Raw genomic sequence first — 20404 nt, forward strand, 5'->3', positions numbered from 1 at the left:
CGAGTCGCAACCGAGCCGAAAGCCAAGGAGTCCCCATGTCCGACGCGATCTCCATCGACCGCACCCTCCGCCCCTGGCGCGGCCTGATGGTCGCCACCCCGCTGCCGCTGCACGCGGATCTGAGCATCGACTACGACGCCTACGCCGAGCACGTGCGCGGCCTCGTCGACGCCGGGTGCGACGGTGTGGTGCCCAACGGCTCCCTGGGCGAATACCAGGTCCTGACCGACCAGGAACGGGCCCGGGTGGTCCGCGTCGCGGTCGAGGCCGTGGGCGGTGACCGGGTGATGCCCGGCGTGGCCGCGTACGGCTCGACCGAGGCCCGCCGGTGGACCGAACAGGCCGCGGAGGCCGGTGCCGAGGCGGTCATGCTGCTGCCGCCGAACGGCTACCGTGCCGACGACGCCGAGGTGCACGCGCACTACGCCGACGTGGCCTCGGTCGGCGTGCCGATCGTCGCCTACAACAACCCCTTCGACACCCGGGTCGACCTGGCCCCCGAGCTGCTGGCGAAGCTGCACGCCGACGGCCACATCGTCGGCGTCAAGGAGTTCAGCGGCGACACCCGACGCGCCTATCGAATCGCCGAACTCGCGCCCGGTCTGGACCTGTTGGCCGGCGCCGACGACGTGCTCCTGGAGCTGGCCGTGGCCGGCGCCAAGGGCTGGATCGGCGGCTTCCTCAACGTGCTGCCCGACGCCTGCATCGAGCTCTACCGCACCTCCGTGGCCGGCGACCTGACCCGGGCGCGGGAGCTGTACGACATCCTCCAGCCGCTGCTGCGGTGGGACACCCGCAGCGAATTCGTCCAGGCGATCAAGCTGTCGATGGACGTGGTCGGCAAGCCCGGCGGCCCCTGCCGTCCGCCGCGCCGGCCGCTGAACGCCGAGATGCAGCAGGCCATCCGCCTGGCGACCGAGCGCGCCGTCGCGGCCGGGCTGAGCTGAGCGGGTCCGGCCGACCCACCTGACGCACCGTCAACCCACCTGCGACACAACCGCGTTCCCGGACAAGAGGCCGATTCCACACGCGGCCACCCGGTCCCGCGTGCCCGCGACTCGCCCACCGGAACCGGGTCGTACCCGCCCGATCCCACCGACCCCTTCCCGAAGGGTTTCCCGCCGTGACCATCACATCCGCCGCATCACTCGTCCGCAGCCACAACCCCGCCGACCCCGCCGAACTCGTCGCCCAGGCCCCGGCGGTGCCGCCGGCCGACGTGCACCGCGCCGCCGAACGCGCCCGCGCCGCCGGGCGGGGCTGGGTGGCGGCCGGCGCCTCGGCCCGCTGCGCCGCGCTCGGCGCCGCCGCCGACCGGCTCGCCGCCTCGGCCGACACATTCGCCGACCTGATCGTGCGCGAGGTCGGCAAACCGATCACCGAGGCATGCGGCGAGGTCGCCCGCGCGGTCGCCATCCTGCGCTACAACGCGCAGCAGGTGTACGACCCGGTGGGCTCCGTGCACGAACCCGCCGCCGGTCCCGGCCTGTTGCTGACCCGTCGTCGCCCGTACGGCCTGGCCGGGCTGATCACGCCGTGGAACTTCCCGCTGGCCATCCCGCTCTGGAAGGCCGCGCCGGCGCTGGCCACCGGCAACGCGGTCCTGCTCAAGCCCGCCCCGCAGGCGCTCGGCTGTGCACAGCAACTGGCCGAACTGCTCGACGCGGTACTGCCCGCCGACCTGTTCACCGTGCTGCCGGGCGAGGCCGGCACGGGTGCGGCCGTGGTCGAGGCCGCGGAAGTGGTCTCCTTCACCGGCTCCACCGCGGTGGGGCTGGACGTGGTCCGGGCCGGCACCGCCCGCGGGGTCCCGGTCCAGGCCGAGATGGGCGGCTGCAACGCCGCGCTGGTCCTGCCGGACGCCGACGTGCGGTCCACCGCGGCCCAGCTGATCGCGGCGGCGTTCGGTTATGCCGGGCAGAAGTGCACCGCGACCCGGCGGATCATCGTGGTGGGCGACCCCGATCCGCTGCGCGAGGCACTGGACGCCGCCACCCGGGCGCTGCCGGTGGGCGACCCCGCCGACGCCGCGACGGTGTGCGGGCCGGTGGTCACCGAGGCGGCCCGCGACCGGGTCCGCGCCGCGCTCGACTCCGCCACGGCCGCCGGTGGTCGGGTGTTGACCTCGGGATCGGCCCACGACGGTGCGGGGTGGTTCGCCACCCCGACGATCCTGGAACAGGTGCCGGCCGGACACGCCGCGCTCCGCGAGGAGATCTTCGGCCCCGTCGCGGTGCTCCAGCGCGCGGGCGACCTGGAGCAGGCCATCGCGCTCGCCCGCGACGTGCCGCACGGCCTGGTGACCTCGGTGCACACCCGCGACCTGGACGCCGCGCTCGCCGTCGTCGACCGGATCGACACCGGCCTGGTGAAGGTCAACGCGCCCACCACCGGCGTCGACTTCCACCTGCCCTTCGGCGGCACGAAGGCATCCAGCCACGGACCACGCGAACAGGGCCGCGCCGCGGCGGACTTCTACACCGCCACCTGCACGGTGAGTCTGCTGCCGGCGAACCCGAGCGGGTGAGACGTCCGAGCACCGAGACCTCGAGCATCGCTCGCCGAGGCAGCGAGGCGTCGACGTACCGAAGTGTCGGAGTGTCGGGAAACGATGGGAGGGTGAGGCAGGTGACCGATAGACTGTAACATTGCACATTGTATGGCTATTCGAGGCGAAGCCGGCCTCGAGGGAGGATGCACCCGATGAGAGCGCACGCCGAAGTGCCGACCGGCCGAACCGGCGAGACCGCCGCCGTGACGAACCTGCGGGAGCGGCCGCTGGACCTGCCGTTCGTGCAGGAGCGTCGCAGCCTGCGCGATCAGGTGACGCACGCCCTGCGGGCCGCCCTCATCGCCGGCGAACTGCGTCCCGACGTCATCTATTCGGCACCCAGCCTGGCCGCCCAGTTCCGTGTCTCGGCCACCCCGGTGCGCGAGGCGATGCTGGATCTGGTCAAGGAAGGACTGGTCGAGGTTGTTCGCAACAAGGGCTTCCGGGTGACCGCGCTGTCCGCCCGGGACCTCGACGAATACACCGAGATTCGATCGATGATCGAGGTCCCCGTCATCGTGCGCCTGGCCGAGACGGCCGACCCCGCCGCGCTGCAGGCACTGCGCCCGGTGGCCGCCGCCATCGTGGCCGCCGCGGAGCGGCGCGACCTGATCGGTTACCTGGAATCCGACCGACAGTTCCACCTCGGACTCCTCGAACTGGGCGGCAACCAGCGCCTGGTCGAGGTCGTCGGCGACCTGCGCAAGCGCTCGCGCCTGTACGGACTCACCCGACTCGCCGAACGCGGCGCGCTGGTGGCGTCGGCGCGGGAACACGAGGAGATCCTCGACCTGCTGCTCGCCGGGGACGGGGAGGGCGTTCGTCGGGCGATGACCGAACACCTCGGCCACATCCGCTCGCTCTGGTCCGATCCGGCAGAGGAGTCCGCCCCGGCAGAGGAGTCCGCCCCGGAGGGCGAACCCGCGTCGGAGTGAGGCCGCGTCGCCGTGGTCGCGGCCGGGAGCGTGCAGCGGCTCCCGGCCCCGGCGCGGATTCCCGAGTCGGCGCCGGCCCGGCTCCACCTCGGGGCAGGGCCTAGCGTCGGACGAACCCCGCCCCCGGCTCCCGAACCCGCAACGGACCACCCCGGATCGTCCGACCACCAACCCACGAGGGAGCCCACCGCCGCGCCCGGAGGCGGTTCCTCGGCATGCCCCCATTCCGCACCGGCCCCGGCCGCGCCGACACCGCCGGCGATCCCAGGAAGGCACCCATGAGCTACCGATACGCGGTCACCGACCACGTGTTCGACCTCCCCCTGGACCACCACGATCCGGGCGGCCCGCGCATCGACGTCTTCGCCCGCGAGGTCGCCGACCCGGCCCGCGCCGACGAACGGTTGCCCTGGCTGCTGTATCTCCAGGGCGGGCCGGGGAGCAAGTCCCCCCGCCCGACCGCGAGTACCCCCGGCTGGCTGCGGCACGCGACCAAGACGCACCGGGTGCTGCTTTTGGACCAGCGGGGCACCGGGCGCAGCACCCCCCTGACCGCCCGCGCCGCGGAACGCTTCCCGTCGGCCGACGAACTGGCCGATCACCTCGCGCACTTCCGGGCCGACGCGATCGTCGCGGATGCCGAGGCGATCCGGCGGAGCCTGTGCGGCGACGAGCCGTGGGAGACGCTCGGCCAGAGCTACGGCGGCTTCATCACGCTCACCTATCTGTCGCACGCCCCGGAGGGGTTGCGGCGCTGCTACATCACCGGCGGCCTGCCCGGCCTGTCCAGCACCGCCGACGACGTGTACGCGCGGACCTACCCGCGGATCCGGGACAAGAACGCCGAGTATCGCGACCGCTATCCGGACGACGTCGCCCGGCTCCGGCGGATTGCCGACACGGTCGCCGGCGGTCGGGTGCGGCTGCCCGACGGGGACCCGCTGACCGTGCGCCGGTTGCGCACCCTCGGCCTGGTCTTCGGCATGGGAGACGGCTTCGAGCGGGTGCACTGGCTGCTCGACGAGGCGCTCGACGCGCGGTCCGGCGAACTCTCCGACACCTTCCTTGCGCAGGTGACGAACCTGACCGGCTTCGTCGACAACCCGCTGTTCGCGGTTCTGCACGAGTCCATCTACGCCCAAGGGGACCGTGCCACCGGCTGGGCCGCCGAACGCACCATGGCCGCCCTCCCCGAATTCGCCGAGGACGCGGACCCGTTGCTGCTCACCGGCGAGACGATCCACCCCTGGATGTTCGACGAGATCGCGGGACTTCGGCCGTTCGCCGACGCGGCCGGGATCCTCGCCGAGCGCACCGACTGGCCGCTGCTGTACGACCGGGAGCGGCTGGCCGCCAACCGGGTCCCGGTGACCGCGGTCGTCTACCACGACGACATGTACGTCGACGCCCCGCTCTCCCTGCGGACCGCCCGCGAGGTCGGCGCGGTGCGGACGTGGGTCACCAACGAGTGGGAGCACGACGGCGTCGCCGCCTCCGGGGACGCCGTGCTGTCCCGGCTGATGGACATGGCCACGGGCCGAGCCTGACCGGGCGCCGCGCCACCCGGTCTCCGGCCGTGCGAAGGCCCCGGCGGATCGTCTGCCGCGTCCGATCGGACGGGGGCGGACGATCCGCCGGGGCCGCCTACCCGAACTCGCACGAGGGCCGGGCCGGTTCGGTCACGACAGGGTCAGCGTGATCGTCCCTCCGTAGGTGCCCGGCGTCGCGAACGCCGGTACGGTCAGGGCCAGTGCGGCGTCCGCGGTGAAACTGCCGCCGGTCGGTCCGGCGGTGCCCGGCGCCTGGGAGCACAGGGTCGCGCCGGACCCGATCGGGCCGGTCGACCCCGAGGTCACCGTGGACGGACTGCCCGGGGCCGCCGCGCAGGACGGCGTCCAGGCCACGTTCGCGGCCGGGATGGTGCCCCGGTCCGACTTCAGGTCGGACACCGATCCGGTCAACTGCCAGCCCAGTGCGCTGCCGCGCGCGTCGACGACGGTCACCCGGTTCAGCGCCGCGCGCATGGTCTGCTCGCGGCCGTCGAGGGTCGTGGTACCGAAGTCGATCCGGGTCGCCGCCTGGGTCATCGTCAGGCCGCCGGGGGTGATCGTGCCGGTGATCGACTGCCCCAGGGTGCCGTCGTCGGTCACCCGGAAGGGAACCGTCATGCCGTTGTCGTCGAAGCCCGCGACGGCGCGGATCGCGACGTCCTCGGCGGCGCCGATGACGTACTCGACGGAGAACCTGCCGTCGGGAGAGGTCATGACACTGATCGGGACGTCGGTGATGTTGCCGTCGGCGTCCACACCGCTGATCTGGAGTTCGTAGTTGGGAACCCAGTCGTGGCCTTCGAGCTTGACCGCGGTGCCCACCGGGCCGGATGCCCGGTCGGCGGTGAGGACCCGCTGCCCCGGCACGAACGCCTTGATGGAGAGGGTGTCCGTCGCCTCCTTGGTGCCGTCGGAGACCCGCACCACGTACCGACCGTCCTCGATGCCGAACGGATACAGCGTCGCGGACCCGGTCAGGTTGCCCTGGGCGTCGATGGCGAGCGTGTTCGTCAAGAACTTGGCCGCATCGCAGCCGCTGCCGTCCGCCGCGCACAGCGCGACCTGCGGAGTGCCGTTCGGTGCGAACCTGCTGCCGGTGAGGGCGATGGTCGAACCCGTGTAGACGTCGCCGTCCGGCGCCTGGAGAACCGGCAACTGCACCTCGCCGGGCTCCACCGTGATGGAGGCACCCACCGGGACCGGGGTCGTGGGCAGACACCGGGTCTCGGAGTCGAAGCCGAACGCCATCGTCCACGTCGAGTGTTGGAGCGGAGTCAGGTTGACGACGCCGGCGTCGGTGAGGGTGACGGTGCCCTTCATGTCGGTGACGATCAATTCCTGGCCGAGCGGAGTCTCGGGATTCTTGCGTTCGCCCTCGACGTCCATCTCGCGGGTCTGCGCACCGGACAACCCGATCTTGCCCTTGGGAAGGGTCGAGTCCTTCTCCACCTTGGTCACGATCGGAGTGTTCGGCGGCACGATGCCGTAGGACAACCACTTCCAGTTCACCGTGATCGTGTCACCCACCCGGTACGTGGGTTTGACCGGATCCACGGAGATGTCGACCTTGGTTCGTGACGGATCGATCGGCATGTTCGGCAGTGTCTGGTTCGTGCACTGCGATGTGTACTCGATGGGCGCGGCATGTGCGGCCGGCGCCAGTGCCGCGGCCCCCGCCACCCCCAGAACCCCCGCCACCACGGCGGCCGTTGCCCTGTGGGGGAGCAATCTTCGTAACCCCAAAACCGTGCTCCTTCGTGAACCGACCCCACCCGCCCGCGGCGGGTGGAATGTCGCTTCCGCAGGTCGTCCCGGCTCCGAGCCACACACGATCGACTTCCGTCGGATGCCGGGGCGGCATACGGAGGTCCAATGATGGTGGGGAATCTGTACGCAAAGCGCTCGGAAATCAATAGCGGCGTACCGCGGATTCAGGTGACACGTGTCGAGTCCGAGCGCGATCACATATTCAAGATCATTTTATCCGTGTCCGGGTTTCGCCGACGTTACGGTTTCCCGACGAAGGGTCTTGACCTGCGGGCGATCCTTGGGGAACTTTGCTTTATCGTATTTGCCGAACCACGGGCAAGATACGCAACCGCACGGCCACGTCCGGGCTGTCCGGCCCGGTTCTTACGAATGGCAATCACTGCATCACGTTCGGCGCTCGGGGCCGCGTGTGCGCTGCGCCGTCCCGTCCTTCGGGTGTCGATGCGGAAAGGACCTGTTCTCATGTCGAAGATCAAAAGCGGGGTCGTCGCCGCGGTGTGCGCGATCGGCGCCACCGCGGCCATGGTCACCCCGGCCTCCGCGGCGGGCACGGGCAAGGCGACCTACGACTGCGGCGTCTACGGCAGCTCGGTCGGCGCCACGTTCACCCGCAGTGCGAGCAACCTGCTCACGCTGACGGCCAGCCTGAGCTACTTCGTGCCGACCGCCATCCCGGCGGGCGGCATCACGGGAACCCTGACCGGCAACCAGAGCGGCCTGGCCAACCCCACGGCAATCAGTGCGGGCTTCCACTCCAGCATCGTCCTGCAGAAAGCGGGGAGTGTGGCCATCCCCAGTGCGCCCAGCAGCATCGTCATGACGATCACCCCGCCCGGGCTGACCGTCACCTGCAACCTCAAGGCGTCGCCGCCTCCCACCGGCTTCCCGATCTGACCGAACGGGACGCGCCTCCTCGCAACGATCCGAACCCCTCGGGTCGGTCCGGCCTCGGGTACTCGTGAACGGTGCTGTCCGTAGTGAAAGTACGGACAGAACCACGAGCACCCTCGGCCCCGGCACAACCGCCGCCACCCGAGCGCCGCCCGGGAGAACGGCGGGGCAGATGGGAGTACGAACGTACAACACCCCCCGGAGCCCTGCGCAAGCCCGAGAACACACGCCGAGCCGCTGCCCGAAGGCAGCGGCTCGGCCGTGTGCGTGTCCATCCGGAACGGACATTCGACGATCGAATATCGACGTGGAATCCGAGCCGGTTCCGACAATTATCGAGCAGTAACAAATCTCGATCTTCTTTTTCCATTCGCGAGGGCCGCGGCGCACCCGGCATTCGATGATCCATCATCGGCCCGACGGCTTATGCGCACGCGGCACCGGACCGCGGATATCGGACCGGGTGCCATTCGCGCCGCACAGCGGAAGTCTCCGGCCGCCCGCGGGAAACGTATGCACGACCCGGATCGCCGCCCCCCCGGCGACCCGAAAGCCGTTCGGGCTCGTGGCGCGCCGACTTCGGGCCGAGTCGATCACGGTCGACCGCAGCCGGCCGGAGCTACAGTGGAGATTCAGGGGACGCTCGGGGACGCCCGTCTGCTCGGGGCAGTCGCTGGTGCCGCGCCCGGCGACGGGGCAAACGTCGCCGGGCGCGGCACCAGGCACCGGAGTGGGCCATGATCCTGCTGTTCGTATTCATCGTCGTCGGCGCCCTCGCCGCGCTTGCCGCACTGCTCGCCGGGGCCGGATTGCGGGTGGTCCGTCAGTACGAGCGCGGCGTGGTGTTCCGCCTGGGCCGCGTGCAGGTACCGATCCGGGAGGCCGGCCTGACCCGGATCGTGCCGATCGTGGACCGCCTGCGGAAGGTGAACACCCAGATCGTGACGATGCCGGTCCCCGCCCAGGACGGCATCACCCGCGACAACGTCACCGTTCGCGTCGACGCCGTCGTGTACTTCCGGGTGAACGACCCGGTCAAGGCGACGGTCGAGGTGCAGGACTACGTGTTCGCGGTGTCGCAGGTCGCCCAGACGTCGTTGCGCTCGATCATCGGCAAGAGCGACCTGGACGATCTGCTGTCCAACCGCGAGGCGCTCAATCAGGGCCTGGCCCTGATGATCGACTCGCCCGCGGTGGGCTGGGGCGTGGAGATCGACCGGGTGGAGATCAAGGACGTGGCTCTGCCGGAGTCGATGAAGCGCTCGATGTCCAGGCAGGCCGAGGCCGAGCGGGAACGGCGATCGCGGATCATCACCGCCGACGGCGAGTTCCAGGCGTCGCGCAAACTCGCCTCCGCGGCGGACGTGATGACGCGCAGCCCCGCGGCGCTGCAACTGCGGCTTCTCCAGACCATCGTCGAGGTGGCGGCCGAGAAGAACTCGACCGTCGTACTGCCCTTCCCGGTGGAACTCCTGCGCTTCCTGGAGAACGCCACCGCCACGTCGGGTCCGGACAGCGCGTCGGTCGCCGACCGCACGGCGGCGGGGATCGGGCATACGCCGACTCACGTGCGCCCGCCGACGGCCTCCCGGGCTCGTCCGCATCCGCATCACCTGAAGAACCGGGGCATCCGGCGGGCGGCGACGCCGCCGATGACGCCGGGCGACTCGGTCGCCTCCGCGAACCGCTGACGGGCGACCGGCGCGGTCCATTCGGCGTAGCTCGGCGTGCGTGAGGGGCGATCGCACTGGTCGACTGAGCCGACACGGCAATCAACTGCGCACCGGAGGCCGACCGACATGGCGATCATCGTGATTCTCGAAATGCCCGGCGTGACCCAGGCGATGTACGAGGCGAGTGCCGACCAGGTGACCGGCGGTCGCGGTCCGGTCAAGTCGCCCGCCGACTGGCCCGTACCGGGTCTGCTCTCGCACACCGCCTGTTCCACCCCCGAGGGCTGGTTCGTCGCCGACGTGTGGGAATCCGAGGAGGCGTTCCGACGGTTCAGCGAGATCATCATCCCGATCCTGAGCGGTCTCGGCGCTCCGGACATTCAGCCGAAGATCTACCCGGTGTTCACCATGGTGACCGCGTAGCACCTGCGGTGACTCCGGGAAACCCCGACGCCGCGACCGATCCTCCGCGTGGCCGAACCGCCGGGCCACGCGCGGAGGATCGCCGGCCCCGCCCGCTTCCCGCGGGCGGGGCGGCACGCGCCGGTGGAGGCCGTCCGGCACATGGTGCAGGCGTAGTCGGTGGTGTTGCCGATCGCGACGGTGCCGAAGCGGCCCTCGCCGGTCCGCAGGCAGTAGTGGTCGCGGTGGGCCGGCTTCGCTCGGCGCCGAAGGCCCGCCCCGCGATACTCCGGGGCGAGCCTTCGGCGTCGGTCGAGTGCGGGCGGATCGGTCAGTTCGCGTCTCGGCCGACCTGCCGGGTTTCGCGCAGCACCGCCCAGGCGTCCGCCACGGGACCCACGTGCGCCAGCTTGTCGGGGTTGTTCACCGTGCGGATCGCCAGGATCCGGCCGTCGAGGATGTCGAGCGCCAGCGTGTTGAGGACCCTGCCGTCCCGGTCACGGAGGATCGCGCCCGGCTGGCCGTTCACCTGGTGCGGTTCCACGACGCCGCCGATCCGGACGAATGAGGGGACGACCGTGGCGAGCAGTCGGGCCACGTTCTCGGCGCCGAAGATGCCGCCGGCCCACTGCGGGACCTTGCCGCCGCCGTCGCCGACCAGGTGCACGTCCGCGGCGAGGAGTTCGCGCAGTCCGTCGAGGTCGCCCTCCCGGAAGGCGTCGAGGAATCGCCCGGCGAGTTCGTCGCGCTCGGTCCGGTCGGCCTCGAACCGGGGCCGGCCCGCGTCCATGTGGCGGCGCGCCCGCACCGCGAGTTGGCGGCACGCCGCCTCCGAGCGCCCCACGGCCGGGGCGATCTCCGCGAAGCCGAAGGCGAACACCTCGCGGAGCACGAAGACGGCGCGTTCGAGCGGGCTGAGCCGCTCCAACAGCAGCAGGGCCGCCATCGACAACGAGTCGGCCAATTCCGCCGAGCGCTCCGGATCCTGGTACGGGTCGGCGAGCAACGGTTCGGGGAACCACGGCCCGACGTACTCCTCGCGCCGGACCCGGGCCGAGCGCAGCACGTCGATCGAGATCCGGGTCACCACAGCCGACAGGAACGCCTTGGTCGAGGTGGGTCGGGTCGGCGAGGTCTCGTAGCGCAGCCAGGTCTCCTGGACCGCATCCTCGGCCTCGCTCACGCTGCCCAGGATGCGGTACGCGATCGAGAACAGCAGCGGTCGCAGATCCTCGAACTCCTCCGCCCGCCGCACGCCCACCTCGTCGCGGTCGGCGCCCGTCGACCCCGCTCCGTCGGCCGCGGCATCCACCTGTCGCCCCCGAGCCCCCGATTCGCCCGCCACGAACACCCGCATGCCATCACCTTCCCGTTCGGAGCCCGTCTTCGAAGCCCGAGACGAGACAGCCCCGCCGGGTGTGACATCGCAGGCCGGGGGCGCGCCGGCACGGGGGTGAGTGCCGGGGAAGATCACGATGCGGGGGGTGTGCGGTGCGCGGTCGAGGCCGCCGACCGGCGTGGTCCACCGAACCGGCACCGGGGGTGCTTCCCGACGCTCGGGAATCCCTCGGCGGACGTGTCGTCCGATTCGATCGTGTGTCGTCGGGTAGCCGGATGTGGGAGGCGCATCATGAGTACGACCCAGACGAAGGACCGACGGGTGCACGCCCTGTTGTCCGAGGCCGGAACCACGTACGCGGAGGAGGCGGGCATCCGGGTCGCGGACACGCCCGCACCGCTGTGGCAGGTGCTGGTGCTGAGCAACCTGACGGCCACGCGGATCAAGGCGTCGATCGCCGTCCACGCCGCTCGCGAACTGTTCGAGGCGGGCGGCGGGACACCCGCGGGCATGGCCGAACTGACCTGGCAGCAGCGAGTGGACGCGCTCGGGCGGGCCCATTACGTGCGCTACGACGAGGGCACCGCGACCCGGCTCGGCGAGTGCGCCGACCTGATCCGCGAACGGCACGGCGGCGACCTGCGTCGACTCGCTCGCGAAGCGGACAAGCAGCGCGACCGTGTCGAGGAACTGCTCCGGGAGTTCCCCGGTATCGGGCCGTCCGGCGCCCTGATCTTCTGCCGTGAAGTCCAGGGGATCTGGCCGTTCCTGCGCCCGGTCCTGGACGGGAAGGCGCTCGACGGCGCGGCCCGCGTCGGCCTGCCGAAATCGCCCGACGCCCTGGCCGAACTGGTCGACGGGGACGACTTGGCGCGCTTTGCGGCGGCGCTGGTGAGAGTGGCGCTGGACAAGGAACTCGCGGACCGGGTGACGGCCGCCGGGTGAATCGCGTGCGGCCCGGGCAAGGCCCGAGCCGCGACGGATGGGCGTGAACCGGGTGGGGCGGTGGACCTTCCTATCGCCGACCCGGTCGCCCGACGGGATGTCCGGTCGGGCGGGGAGGTCACTCGCTCGCGGGGTCGCCGGTGCCCATGATGTCGACGTGGTCGGGGTGTCCGGCCCCGATCCGGATGCCGACCACCAGGAATCGGCCGCGCGTGCCACTGGGGAGGCACAACCGTCCCTGGCCGGCCCGGTAGATCTCGTGCAGGTCCGAGCGGGCCGCCGGGCTCTTCGGGCGCAGCGTCCCCGTCCAGCCGATCGGTGTCGCATCCGGCCCCGGGTCGTAGAGGCGCTCCTCGTCGGCGTCCACGATCGCGTGCACGCCGATCCGACGTCCGTTCGGCAGGACCACGGTCGCCGAGCCCTCGTGATCCTTCATGGGTGCCAGTCTGGCCCTTCGCCCGTGGTTCGGCACGCGGACACGGGGCGTGTCGCGCTGCGAATCTCCTTGGCCACCATCCGTGTTCGCCCGCGTCGACTTCGGGCGATCGGACGAGCCGATGATTCGGCGATCCGACGATTCGTGGAAATCGGGCTCCCGAGGCGGGCATCCGCTTTCGGCGGAGTATCGGATGGCCTGTCCCGGGCAGGGACAGGGCCATGAGTGCTGTGACCGATCGTGCGCCGACCCCGCCCTCGGGTCGGGCCGTCGCGGCGAACCTGGCCGTCGTCTATGTCGTCTTCGGGTCGACCTACCTGGCGATCCGGGTCATGGTCGAGACCGTCCCGCCGCTGTTCGGGGCGGGTCTGCGCTTCGTCGTCGCCGGCGCCCTGCTCTACGGCTGGTGTGCGATCCGCCGGCGGTCGCCGCCGCGCCTGGACCGACGTCGGCTCGTGGGAACCGGCTTCATCGGCCTGTTGGTGATCGGCGGCGGACTGGGTCTGCTCACCCTCGGGGAGCATTCCGTACCGTCCGGACTGGCCGCGCTGCTGGCCGCGGCGGTGCCCGTGTGGGTGGTGCTGCTGCGGGTGGCGCACGGGGAACGGATCGGCTGGGCCACCGCGGGCGGGGTGGCCTGTGGCCTCCTGGGCGTGGCCATGCTCAGTCTGATCGGCGGTACCGGCGGCACCGCCGCCGTGTCCGGCATCCTGTTCCTGCTCGCCGCGGCACTGTCCGAGGCGATCGGCTCGTACTACGCGCCGCGCTTCTCCGTGGTCGAGGACGCGATCCTCGCCTCGGCCGTGCAGATGCTGGTCGCAGGCCCGGTTCTGCTGGTGGTCGGCGTGGCCGTCGGCGAACGCCCGGACGTCGCCGAGTGGTCCGGCCGCAGCGTGTGGTCCCTGCTGTACCTGATCGGACCTGGGTCGATCCTGGCCTACGTGTCCTTCGTGTGGCTGGTGTCGCACACCCGGACCTCGATCGCGACGACGTACACCTACGTGAATCCGGCGGTCGCGTTGTTCCTGGGGTGGCTCGTCCTGGACGAGTCGATCACCGTGTGGGTCATGGTCGGCGCCGTGGTGGTGGTGGGCGGCGTGGTCGCGGTGCTGATCGGTGAACGCCGGGCGGAGGTACGGGCCCAGGACGAGGAAGGGGGAGGGGAAGAACGGGGCTCCGAAGGGCGAGAGGCGGAGGGGCGAGAGCCGAGGAGCCGAGGCGCGGAGGCCCGGGCGGTGGAAGAACGCGACGCGGAGGCGGACCCCCACTCCCGGTCGCACGGGGCGTGACACCCGGCTTCGGCGTGGCTTCGGCGCGCTCGGGGGTGTAACGCGCGCCCTTCGCCGGGCCACGGGCGGTAGCCCTCGGCTTCGGCATGCTCGGGTGGGCGGCGGACCGTGCCCGGACGTGCAGGCGGCGCGCCACCGTCGTGGCGCGCCGCCTCGTTTCGTGCGGGGAGACATGCTCGACCGGTGCCGTCGGGTACCCGAGTGCGACGGCGACGGGTCAGATCATCGGTTTGACCGCCTCGACCAGCAGGTGGTAGCCGAAGTGGTTGAACGGCGCCACGTCGCCGAGGAAACCTTCCATCCTCGTCACGAAGTCGGCGATCCCCTTGTCCGCGAGCACTTCGTCGGCCAGCCAGGCCGCGATCGGCGAATTGCCGCGCATCAGGGTCACCGTCATGCCGACGGTGGCGAACAGCGTGGTGAGCTCCTGGGGACTGAAGCTGAACCAGGGCGCGACATACTCTTCGCCGCTGCGTGTGTTGGTGAACAGGAGTTGCTTGTTCTCGACGTCGGTGACGTCCACGGAGGCGAATCGATCACCGGTGAACATCCGCTCGAACACGGAGTTCTTGACCCCGAGCAACATCCGGCCGCCGGGGCGCAGCACCCGTCGGACCTCGGCGAAGACGGTCGGCCGGTCCGCGATCGGGATGTGCATCAGGGCGAGCATGCTGGTGACGGTGTCGAACGAGTCGTCCGGGAAGGGAATCGATGCCATGTCCCCTTCGCGCAGGTCGGCATGCAGACCTCGGGCGGCGAGCTTGCGTTCGGCGACGTCGAGCATCGAGCGGGAGATGTCCAATCCGCTGACGTGGGCCCCGTGTTCGGCCAGGGGCACGGTGAAGCGACCGGTACCGCACCCCATGTCGAGCACCCGGTCGCCGGGGTGGACCCGGGCGAGGAGGAAGTCGTGTTCGGCCCGGGTGAACATGTCGTCGGAGGGGCCGTTGCCGGGGATGCGCTCGTCGTACTCCTCGGCGACCCGCAGGTACACCGACTTGACGGTCTCCTTCTGGGCCGACGCGCTGTCGCGGTCGACTCCCGAGCCGTTCGCACGGGCGGGTGTCTGCTCGTAGGTCGTCACATCTCGTCCTTCCACATCGGGTTCGGTCGGTTCGGGTGTGGAGGTCGCCGTGCCGTGCCGGACCCGGTTCCCGAAGGGCGGGCGGGCATTGTCGGATCATTGCCGAATGTGCGGCGGATCGACGATGAGCGGCACGCGACGATACGTTCCACGGGCAGGATCGGTTCGCGCATAAAGATCGCGAATGGTTATGCGTCACCGATGCACGACATTGCCACCGACGCTCTCGCCGCATCGACGGAAGCGAAGATGAATATGAAGTCGCTGCCTTTCGGTACGAACTCAAAGTAGAAAGCGCATCGGCGATTGTCAACAGCGCACGTCAGCGCCCGGTATTGATCTCAATATGGCCTCCGACCTGCCTATATATCCTTCCGTGCGGCGGCGCCCGGGTGGATTCGAGGGCGAAGCGAAAGACCGTGGACATTTCTTGTTTGGCGGGCGGGGCAGCGGGCAGCAGCGCGGGTTGCACCGTTTCCCGGTAAGTTTTGGGAATGCGATATCGGCACTTGACATCCGCCGGGATCGACCTCGCACACTGGATGTATCGATTGCTATTTCCGGAATTCGATCGTCCGGTTCGCCGGTTCGCCGGTGTGCAGTGATGGCGAAGGCGACCCGGAATTGCGCGCGGTATTTCGGGTGGAGACCCGACCGCATCCGGGCCGGCGATCGGCCGGGATCCACAGGAGGTTGAATGCAGGCCGCAACGATCACCGACGACGCGGATGTGCGCGCCCGAGTACGGCGGATACTCGACCGGCCGCGACTGTGCGAGGAACGGGAGGAGATCTGGACGGCCGCCGCGGCCGGGGGAGGCGACCTCCCGCACGCCGAGGCGACGTATCGCGCGCTGGGCGCCGCGGGCCTGCTCGCGCCGCACTGGCCGCGCGCATACGGCGGGCTGCACGCCGACCCGTACGCCGCGGCGACGGTCGCGGAGGAACTCGCCCTGCACGGCGTCCCGGACAGCGTCCGGGTGAACACCGTCGACAACGCGGGAGCCACCCTTCTCGCGGCCGGGACCCCCGAACAACGGGCCCGACATCTGCCGGGCATGGCCGCGGGCACGACCACCTTCGCCGTCTTCTACACCGAACCGGAGGTCGGCAGCGACCTCGGCGCCCTCGCCACCCGGGCCGAGCCGACCGGGAACGGGTGGCGACTGAACGGCGCCAAGGCGTGGAACGCCCGTACCTCGTCCGCCGAGTTCGCCATCTGTGCGGCCCGGACCCCCGGGGGCGGCAACAAGTACGCGGACATCAGCCTGTTCGTGCTCCCGCTGTCCGCCCCGGGCGTGCACATCACGGCGATTCCCACGATCAACCCCGAAGTGTTCTTCCACGTCCGGCTCGACGACGTCGCCCTGCCGCACGACGCGTTGGTGGGACGGCCGGGACAGGGCTGGTCGTTGCTCTCCCAGGCGCTGGGCCTGGAACGCACCGGCATCTGCTTCGCCGGTCGGGCCCGGCGCTGGCTCGACCGGCTGATCGCCGCTCTGCGCGCCGGGGGCCGACTCGGGTCCGCCGAGGAACGGCACGCGCTGCGGGCCCTGGACGCCCGGGTCGAGGCGTGCAGGCTGCTGGCATGGCGGGCCGTGCAGGACGTGGCCGAGCGGCGGACCGGTGCGTCCTCGGCCGCGGCGGCCAAGTGGTGGGCCAGCGAACTGGCCCAACATGTCGCCTGGTTGTCCTGGGAACTGCTGGGGCCGCCACCGGCCGGGAGCGCCGGCCATCCGCTGTTCCCCGATCTGTTGCTCGCGGTGCGCGAGGCCCCCGGGCTCACCCTCGCCGCCGGCACCTCCGAGGTACTCCTGAACACGGTCGCAGCCGACCTGCTGGACGGCGACGACCCATGGGAACGGGAAGTGGTCTGAGATGTTCGTCCGCACCGCGTGGCAGCGGCGGCTCGTCCGCGACTTCGACACCGCCTGGCAACACTGCGTCGGCGACGACGCCCCGGAGCAGGCGCGAGCGCAACTGCACCGCAACGGCTGGCACGACCTGCTCGTGAGCGCCCGGGACGGCGGCCTGGGCCTGGGCGGCCCGGAGGCGGCGCTGCTCGCCGAGAGTCTGGGCCGCGCCCTGCTCCCCGGCGAGGCCCTGGACCCCGTCCTGGTCGCGACCACGGCGGCCCGTCCCCACACCCCGATGCCGACGGGCGACGAGTGCCCCCGGGTGGCGATCTGCCCACCGACCCACCCCCGCGCCACCCGCGCGGACGGGTCGATCGGGTACCTGCTGCACCGGGTACCCGACCTCCTCCTGGTCCCCGAAGGCCCCACCCGGCTGCGCACGATCGCGCGCGGAGACCTGGTCGGCCGGGAGCACGCGGGTCCCGCCGGCGACCTGTGGGCGGTCGCCCCGCGATCGCCCGCGCCCGGGGAACCGCCGCCGGGAACCTGCGCCGACGCGGGAGCCCTGTGGGCCCGGGCGGTCCTGCTCCGGGCCGCCCACCTGCTCGGGATCGGCGCCGTCGCCGTGACCGCCGGGCTCTCCCGGGCCCGGGAACGAGACCAGTTCGGCCGCTCCATCGGCCGCTACCAGAGCGTGGCCGTTCCGCTCGCCGCCGGACGCGCCCGGCTGGAAGGACTGCGCCTGGCGATCGGCGAGCAACTCCTGTGCCTGGAGGAGGATCCCGACGACGCCCCGGGTGTGCTCGGCCGCGCCGAGGCGATCATGGAGGCGCTTCGCCCCCTGGTCCGGGACTGTGTCACCCACGGCCTGCACGTGCACGGCGCCGCGGGACTCGCGGAGGAGCGGATCGCGACCCGGTGCTATCGCCGCTTCCTCGCCGAGACCCCCGCCCGGCCCTCATGGCCGCAGGCCGGCGAACATCCACCGGCGGAGCCCCCGCGCCGACCCCGCGTGGTCGGCCCGCCCGTACCCGCCGACCCCGTCGCATCGGCCCGGCGGCGGGTTCCGCACGCGGTCGACGACACCGCGGTCGCCCGCCCCGGTGACGCGACCGTGCACGGACTGTTCGAACAGGCCGCGGCCCGGTACCCGGACCGCCCGGCGGTCCGCTTCGGCGCCACGACCTCGGACTATCGAGAGGTGAACGAACGCGCCAACCGGCTCGCGCACGTCCTGCGTGAACACGGTGTCGGCCCGGATACTCCCGTCGGGGTCTGCCTGGACCGCGACCTCGACGCGATCGTGGCGATCCTGGCCGTGCTCAAGGCCGGCGGCGCCTACGTGCCCATCGACCCCGAATACCCCCCGGCCCGCATCGCCTTCCTGCTCGAGGACAGCGCGGCCGTCCTGCTGCTGACCCGCGCCTGGATGCGCGACTGGCTCCCCGACACGCACGTGCCGATCCTGTTCGTGGACCACCTCCGAGACCGCGTCGACCGGGCTCCGCACACACCGCCCGACAGTGCGGTCACCGCGGCCCACCTGGCATACGTCATCTACACCTCGGGATCCACCGGGACTCCCAAGGGCGTCGAGATCGAGCACCGCAACCTGGTGAACCGACTGCTCTGGGACGCCCGGAGGTTTCCGCTCACCGCGGACGACGCGATCCTGCAACACACCTCGCTCAGCTTCGACATCTCGGTCTGGGAAATCTTCGCGCCGCTGATCTCCGGCGCTCGGCTGGTGGTGGCCCCGCCCAAGGCCACGCGCGACCCGCACGCCCTGCTCGCCGAGTCGGCCGCGACGGGTGTCACCGTGCTGGCGTGCGTGCCCTCGCTGCTGGACCTGTTGGTGGAGGAACGCGAACCGGCGCTCGCCGACCTCCCGGGCCTGCGCTACGTCTTCAGCGGAGGCGAGGCGCTCTCCCCGGAGTTGGTGGCACGTTTTCACGCCGCGACCACCGGGATCGAACTGCACAACTTCTACGGACCCAGCGAATGCACCATCGACGTCACCCACTGGCATTGCCGCCGCACGGACCCCGAAGGACCGATACCGATCGGCACACCCATCGACAACGTCCGCGTGCACGTCCTCGACGAGTACGGCATGCCGGTGCCCATCGGCTATCCCGGGGAACTCCACGTCGCCGGCGCCGGACTCGCCCGGGGCTACCGCGCCAGGCCCGGCCCGACCGCCGAACGCTTCGCCCCGGATCCGTTCGCGAACACCCCCGGCGGCAGGCTCTATCGCACCGGCGACGTGGTGATCCCGCGCCGCGACGGCGCGTTGGAGTTCCTCGGCCGCTCCGACCACCAGGTCAAGATCCGCGGCCACCGGATCGAACCCGGCGAGATCCAGGACGCCCTGGAGGCCCACCCACACGTGCGCACGGCCGTCCTGAACGTGATCGACGGACGCATCGAAGCGCACGTGGTCCCCGCCGAGGGCGTCGAGTTCGACGAGGGCCGGCTCCGTGCCCATCTGCGCGAGCGCCTGCCCGAATACATGCTCCCCTCCGGAATCGGCGCGCTCGACGCGATCCCACTGGAGACGAACGGCAAGATCGACCGCCGCGCGCTGCCGAACCTGGCGGCGCGGCGGGCCGCATCGGACCGGGGCGGCGAGGGTGACGAGGGCGAACGCGCGCTGTCCGCCCTGGCCGCACGCGTGCTCGGTGTCGAGCACGTCGCAGCGACCGACGACTTCTTCGCCGCCGGCGGAAGTTCGCTGCACGCCGCCCGCTTCGTCGCGCGGGCGCGCCGCGAACTGGGCATCGACATCGACCTGGAGAACTTCCTCGCCGCACCGACCGTCGCCGCGGTGTCCGCACGATCGAAGCAGGCCCACGACACGACGACGGCGGGAGGCGCCGATGCCTGAGAGCAATCGCTGGATCCTGCCCACGCCCGAGCCCGATCCGGACTGCCGGGCACGGTTGTACTGCTTTCCGCACGCCGGAGGCGCAAGCGGCACGTACGCCGGGTGGACGGCGGACCTGCGCCCCGAGTTCGACGCCCGCCCCGTCGTCCTGCCCGGCCGCGACACCAGGCCCGACGAACCCGTGCCGGCCGACATGAGCACCCTGGCGGACGCGGCGGCGGACGGGCTGGCCGAGCACATGCAGACCGGGCCCGCCCTGCCGTACGCGCTCTTCGGCCACAGCCTCGGCGCGATCACCGCGTACGAAACGGCCCGGCGCCTGAGCGCGCGCGGCCGGCCACCCGCGCTCCTGATCGTGTCCGGCAGCGAAGCCCCCTGGCGAACCGGCGAACGTGCCCGCGACCGCCACCGGTGGCCCGACGACGAATTCCTGGCCGAGATCGCCCGACTCGGCGGCAGTGCGGCGGCCGGCCCCGAGGAAACCGAACTGCTGCGGGCGATCCTGCCGCGCCTGCGCGCCGACTACACGATCGCCGAGACCTACACACACGTGCCGGGCGCGCCGCTCACCTGCCCGATCGCCGTATACGCCGGGCAGGAGGACGACCTGGTCGCCGAAGCGAGACTGCCCGAGTGGGCCCGGGTCGCCCCGCCGACGTCGACACCCGTCGTTCGACGCTTTCCCGGAGGGCACTTCCACCTCGACGACGCACGGCCCTTCGTGCTTCGCGCCTTGCGGACGGACCTGGCCAAGGCCCTGGAGGGCGGCTGAACAACCGGGTCGTCCCGCGACCCGC

At 71.4% G+C, this 20404-nt stretch carries 16 protein-coding genes; 12 read left to right on the forward strand and 4 right to left on the reverse strand.

What is annotated here, in order from left to right:
* Positions 1 to 35 precede the first annotated feature (35 nt).
* The 4 genes from ACFZBU_RS18670 to ACFZBU_RS18685 all read left to right on the forward strand — a co-directional run bounded on the left by ACFZBU_RS18670 (position 36) and on the right by ACFZBU_RS18685 (position 5033).
* Positions 36 to 947: a dihydrodipicolinate synthase family protein gene (locus tag ACFZBU_RS18670; protein WP_391584690.1), complete on the forward strand. Its 912-nt coding sequence runs from the start codon at positions 36 to 38 to the stop codon at positions 945 to 947.
* 176 nt (positions 948 to 1123) lie between these two features.
* A complete protein-coding gene (locus ACFZBU_RS18675) occupies positions 1124 to 2527 on the forward strand; it encodes an aldehyde dehydrogenase family protein (RefSeq protein ID WP_391584691.1) in 1404 nt (467 codons plus the stop codon).
* Between the two features lie 167 nt (positions 2528 to 2694).
* Entirely contained in the window at positions 2695 to 3486 is a 792-nt protein-coding gene (locus ACFZBU_RS18680; protein ID WP_391584692.1) for a GntR family transcriptional regulator, read from the forward strand.
* Positions 3487 to 3764: 278 nt separating this feature from the next.
* Positions 3765 to 5033 (forward strand): alpha/beta fold hydrolase, encoded by a 1269-nt coding sequence (locus ACFZBU_RS18685; RefSeq protein WP_391584693.1) that lies wholly within the window; start codon positions 3765 to 3767, stop codon positions 5031 to 5033.
* Positions 5034 to 5165: 132 nt separating this feature from the next.
* Here ACFZBU_RS18685 and ACFZBU_RS18690 read toward each other — a convergent pair whose 3' ends face one another.
* Complete coding sequence (locus ACFZBU_RS18690; protein WP_391584694.1) at positions 5166 to 6629, reverse strand: hypothetical protein; 1464 nt, start codon at positions 6627 to 6629, stop codon at positions 5166 to 5168.
* 639 nt (positions 6630 to 7268) lie between these two features.
* Here ACFZBU_RS18690 and ACFZBU_RS18695 point away from each other — a divergent pair.
* The 3 genes from ACFZBU_RS18695 to ACFZBU_RS18705 all read left to right on the forward strand — a co-directional run bounded on the left by ACFZBU_RS18695 (position 7269) and on the right by ACFZBU_RS18705 (position 9793).
* Positions 7269 to 7700: a hypothetical protein gene (locus tag ACFZBU_RS18695; RefSeq protein ID WP_391584695.1), complete on the forward strand. Its 432-nt coding sequence runs from the start codon at positions 7269 to 7271 to the stop codon at positions 7698 to 7700.
* Between the two features lie 734 nt (positions 7701 to 8434).
* Positions 8435 to 9388 (forward strand): slipin family protein, encoded by a 954-nt coding sequence (locus ACFZBU_RS18700; protein ID WP_391584696.1) that lies wholly within the window; start codon positions 8435 to 8437, stop codon positions 9386 to 9388.
* 108 nt (positions 9389 to 9496) lie between these two features.
* The gene (locus ACFZBU_RS18705; protein ID WP_391584697.1) at positions 9497 to 9793 is read left to right on the forward strand and encodes a hypothetical protein; all 297 of its coding nucleotides are present in this window, start codon (positions 9497 to 9499) and stop codon (positions 9791 to 9793) included.
* Positions 9794 to 10103: 310 nt separating this feature from the next.
* Here ACFZBU_RS18705 and ACFZBU_RS18710 read toward each other — a convergent pair whose 3' ends face one another.
* Complete coding sequence (locus tag ACFZBU_RS18710; protein WP_391584752.1) at positions 10104 to 11027, reverse strand: RNA polymerase sigma-70 factor; 924 nt, start codon at positions 11025 to 11027, stop codon at positions 10104 to 10106.
* Positions 11028 to 11402: 375 nt separating this feature from the next.
* On the opposite strand from ACFZBU_RS18710, the gene ACFZBU_RS18715 reads away from it, so the two are divergent.
* Positions 11403 to 12056, forward strand: coding sequence for an endonuclease (locus tag ACFZBU_RS18715; RefSeq protein ID WP_391584698.1), 654 nt, complete (start codon positions 11403 to 11405; stop codon positions 12054 to 12056).
* Between the two features lie 118 nt (positions 12057 to 12174).
* Here the strand turns inward: ACFZBU_RS18715 and ACFZBU_RS18720 are convergent, their stop codons facing one another.
* Positions 12175 to 12492: a hypothetical protein gene (locus ACFZBU_RS18720; protein ID WP_391584699.1), complete on the reverse strand. Its 318-nt coding sequence runs from the start codon at positions 12490 to 12492 to the stop codon at positions 12175 to 12177.
* A 221-nt stretch (positions 12493 to 12713) separates the two neighbouring features.
* Here ACFZBU_RS18720 and ACFZBU_RS18725 point away from each other — a divergent pair, with 221 nt between their 5' ends.
* Positions 12714 to 13781 carry an EamA family transporter gene (locus ACFZBU_RS18725; protein ID WP_391584700.1) on the forward strand — a complete coding sequence of 356 codons (1068 nt, stop codon included), beginning with the start codon at positions 12714 to 12716 and terminating at the stop codon, positions 13779 to 13781.
* A 217-nt stretch (positions 13782 to 13998) separates the two neighbouring features.
* On the opposite strand, the gene ACFZBU_RS18730 is transcribed toward ACFZBU_RS18725, so the two are convergent.
* Complete coding sequence (locus ACFZBU_RS18730; protein ID WP_391584701.1) at positions 13999 to 14865, reverse strand: class I SAM-dependent methyltransferase; 867 nt, start codon at positions 14863 to 14865, stop codon at positions 13999 to 14001.
* 697 nt (positions 14866 to 15562) lie between these two features.
* On the opposite strand from ACFZBU_RS18730, the gene ACFZBU_RS18735 reads away from it, so the two are divergent.
* Genes ACFZBU_RS18735 through ACFZBU_RS18745 form a run of 3 tightly spaced genes read left to right on the forward strand, consistent with a single transcriptional unit; the run spans position 15563 to position 20379 of the window.
* Entirely contained in the window at positions 15563 to 16741 is a 1179-nt protein-coding gene (locus ACFZBU_RS18735) for an acyl-CoA dehydrogenase family protein (protein WP_391584702.1), read from the forward strand.
* Position 16742: 1 nt separating this feature from the next.
* Complete coding sequence (locus tag ACFZBU_RS18740) at positions 16743 to 19607, forward strand: amino acid adenylation domain-containing protein (protein ID WP_391584703.1); 2865 nt, start codon at positions 16743 to 16745, stop codon at positions 19605 to 19607.
* Complete coding sequence (locus tag ACFZBU_RS18745; RefSeq protein WP_391584704.1) at positions 19600 to 20379, forward strand: thioesterase II family protein; 780 nt, start codon at positions 19600 to 19602, stop codon at positions 20377 to 20379. The genes ACFZBU_RS18740 and ACFZBU_RS18745 overlap by 8 nt, the downstream gene beginning before the upstream one ends.
* The last annotated feature ends 25 nt before the right edge of the window (positions 20380 to 20404 follow it).

It is taken from the genome of Embleya sp. NPDC008237, assembly GCF_042956465.1.
In the GTDB taxonomy this organism is placed as follows: Bacteria; Actinomycetota; Actinomycetes; order Streptomycetales; family Streptomycetaceae; genus Embleya.

Excerpts from the sequence above, each read along its gene's own strand:
- ACFZBU_RS18670 (WP_391584690.1), top strand. The coding sequence starts at position 36 with ATGTCCGACGCGATCTCCATCGACCGCACCCTCCGCCCCTGGCGCGGC.
- ACFZBU_RS18680 (WP_391584692.1), top strand. The coding sequence starts at position 2,695 with ATGCACCCGATGAGAGCGCACGCCGAAGTGCCGACCGGCCGAACCGGC.
- ACFZBU_RS18685 (WP_391584693.1), top strand. The coding sequence starts at position 3,765 with ATGAGCTACCGATACGCGGTCACCGACCACGTGTTCGACCTCCCCCTG.
- ACFZBU_RS18690 (WP_391584694.1), bottom strand. The coding sequence starts at position 6,629 with ATGCCGATCGATCCGTCACGAACCAAGGTCGACATCTCCGTGGATCCG.
- ACFZBU_RS18695 (WP_391584695.1), top strand. The coding sequence starts at position 7,269 with ATGTCGAAGATCAAAAGCGGGGTCGTCGCCGCGGTGTGCGCGATCGGC.
- ACFZBU_RS18700 (WP_391584696.1), top strand. The coding sequence starts at position 8,435 with ATGATCCTGCTGTTCGTATTCATCGTCGTCGGCGCCCTCGCCGCGCTT.
- ACFZBU_RS18705 (WP_391584697.1), top strand. The coding sequence starts at position 9,497 with ATGGCGATCATCGTGATTCTCGAAATGCCCGGCGTGACCCAGGCGATG.
- ACFZBU_RS18715 (WP_391584698.1), top strand. The coding sequence starts at position 11,403 with ATGAGTACGACCCAGACGAAGGACCGACGGGTGCACGCCCTGTTGTCC.
- ACFZBU_RS18720 (WP_391584699.1), bottom strand. The coding sequence starts at position 12,492 with ATGAAGGATCACGAGGGCTCGGCGACCGTGGTCCTGCCGAACGGACGT.
- ACFZBU_RS18725 (WP_391584700.1), top strand. The coding sequence starts at position 12,714 with ATGAGTGCTGTGACCGATCGTGCGCCGACCCCGCCCTCGGGTCGGGCC.
- ACFZBU_RS18735 (WP_391584702.1), top strand. The coding sequence starts at position 15,563 with ATGCAGGCCGCAACGATCACCGACGACGCGGATGTGCGCGCCCGAGTA.
- ACFZBU_RS18740 (WP_391584703.1), top strand. The coding sequence starts at position 16,743 with ATGTTCGTCCGCACCGCGTGGCAGCGGCGGCTCGTCCGCGACTTCGAC.
- ACFZBU_RS18745 (WP_391584704.1), top strand. The coding sequence starts at position 19,600 with ATGCCTGAGAGCAATCGCTGGATCCTGCCCACGCCCGAGCCCGATCCG.